Source organism: Pedobacter sp. ASV1-7 (assembly GCF_040203335.1).
Taxonomy (GTDB): domain Bacteria; phylum Bacteroidota; class Bacteroidia; order Sphingobacteriales; family Sphingobacteriaceae; genus Pedobacter.
Genome location: NZ_JBEHBV010000017.1, coordinates 1 through 2,670, shown reverse-complemented (window position 1 = coordinate 2,670; position 2,670 = coordinate 1). Strand labels below are relative to the sequence as shown.

Genomic DNA, 2,670 nt, shown 5'->3' with positions numbered 1-2,670 from the left:
ATGGCGTGCTAATTAGCGGAGCAACCGATCAGAAATATGTAGCTATTGAGTCTGGTGTATATACGGTTCGGTTTACAGATGCTAAGGGATGTTATACGGTTTCTGCTGGTGTTACAGTGTTAGAAAATCCACTTCCACCTGCACCAACAATTAATGTTGATGCAAACCTGTTAACTTTCTGTGATGGAGGTTCCGTGGAACTGACTTCCTCATCAGCTACTGGCAACCAGTGGTACAAAGACGGCGTGCTAATTAGCGGAGCAACCGATCAGAAATATGTAGCTATTGAGTCTGGTGTATATACGGTTCGGTTTACTGATGCGAATGGATGTTATACGGTTTCTGCTGGTGTTACAGTGTTAGAAAATCCATTGCCTCCGGCGCCAACAATTAATGTTGATGCGAACCTGTTAACTTTCTGTGATGGAGGTTCAGTAGAACTTACTTCCTCATCAGCTACTGGCAACCAGTGGTACAAAGACGGCGTGCTGATTACTGATGCTACCAGTCAGAAATATCTAGCTACTGAGTCTGGTGTGTATACGGTTCGGTTTACAGATGCGAATGGATGTTATACGGTTTCTGCTGGTGTTACAGTGTTAGAAAATCTACTTCCACCTGCACCAACAATTAATGTTGATGCAAACCTGTTAACGTTCTGCGATGGCGGTTCCGTGGAACTGACTTCCTCATCAGCTACTGGCAACCAGTGGTACAAAGACGGCGTGCTGATTACTGATGCTACCAGTCAGAAATATCTAGCTACTGAGTCTGGAGTGTATACGGTTAGATTTACTGATGCGAATGGATGTTATACGGTTTCTGCTGGTGTTACAGTGTTAGAAAACCCACTTCCACCTGCACCAACAATTAATGTTGATGCAAGCCTGTTAACTTTCTGCGATGGCGGTTCTGTAGAACTGACTTCCTCATCAGCTGTTGGCAACCAATGGTATAAAGATGGCGTGCTAATTAGCGGAGCAACCGACCAAAAATATGTAGCTACTGAGTCTGGTGTATATACGGTTCGGTTTACCGATGCGAATGGATGTTATACGGTTTCTGCTGGTGTTACAGTGTTAGAAAATCCATTGCCACCAGCTCCAACAATTAGTGTTGATGCGAACCTGTTAACTTTCTGTGATGGAGGTTCCGTGGAACTGACTTCCTCATCAGCTACTGGCAACCAGTGGTACAAAGATGGCGTGCTGATTACTGATGCTACCAGTCAGAAATATCTAGCTACTGAGTCTGGAGTGTATACGGTTAGATTTACTGATGCGAATGGATGTTATACGGTTTCTGCTGGTGTTACAGTGTTAGAAAATCCATTGCCACCAGCTCCAACAATTAATGTTGATGCAAGCCTGTTAACTTTCTGTGATGGAGGTTCCGTGGAACTGACTTCCTCATCAGCTGTGGGTAACCAATGGTACAAAGATGGCGTGCTGATTACTGATGCTACCAGTCAGAAATATGTAGCTACTGAGTCTGGTGTGTATACGGTTCGGTTTACCGATGCGAATGGATGTTATACGGTTTCTGCCGGTGTTACAGTGTTAGAAAATCCACTTCCACCTGCACCAACAATTAATGTTGATGCAAGCCTGTTAACTTTCTGCGATGGCGGTTCTGTAGAACTGACTTCCTCATCAGCTGTGGGTAACCAGTGGTATAAAGATGGTTCAATAATAACCGGAGCAACCGATCAAAAATATGTAGCTACTGAGTCTGGTGTATATACGGTTCGGTTTACCGATGCGAATGGATGTTATACGGTTTCTGCTGGTGTTACAGTGTTAGAAAATCTACTTCCACCTGCACCAACAATTAATGTTGATGCAAACCTGTTAACGTTCTGCGATGGCGGTTCCGTGGAACTGACTTCCTCATCAGCTACTGGCAACCAGTGGTACAAAGACGGCGTGCTGATTACTGATGCTACCAGTCAGAAATATCTAGCTACTGAGTCTGGAGTGTATACGGTTAGATTTACTGATGCGAATGGATGTTATACGGTTTCTGCTGGTGTTACAGTGTTAGAAAATCCACTTCCACCTGCACCAACAATTAATGTTGATGCAAGCCTGTTAACTTTCTGCGATGGCGGTTCCGTGGAACTGACTTCCTCATCAGCTACTGGCAACCAGTGGTACAAAGACGGCGTGCTGATTACTGATGCTACCAGTCAGAAATATCTAGCTACTGAGTCTGGAGTGTATACGGTTAGATTTACTGATGCGAATGGATGTTATACGGTTTCTGCTGGTGTTACAGTGTTAGAAAACCCATTGCCACCAGCTCCAACAATTAATGTTGATGCAAACCTGTTAACTTTCTGTGATGGCGGTTCTGTAGAACTGACTTCCTCATCAGCTGTGGGCAACCAGTGGTATAAAGATGGTTCAATAATAACCGGAGCAACCGATCAAAAATATGTAGCTACTGAGTCTGGTGTATATACGGTTCGGTTTACCGATGCGAATGGATGTTATACGGTTTCTGCTGGTGTTACAGTGTTAGAAAACCCATTGCCTCCGGCGCCAACAATTAATGTTGATGCAAGCCTGTTAACTTTCTGCGATGGCGGTTCCGTGGAACTGACTTCCTCATCAGCTGTGGGTAACCAATGGTACAAAGATGGCGTGCTAATTAGCGGAGCAACCGACC

At 44.5% G+C, this 2,670-nt stretch carries 1 pseudogene; it reads left to right on the top strand.

The features are described from left to right. Positions 1–2,670: pseudogene (locus ABDJ41_RS22950) on the top strand (hypothetical protein); the annotation flags it as partial.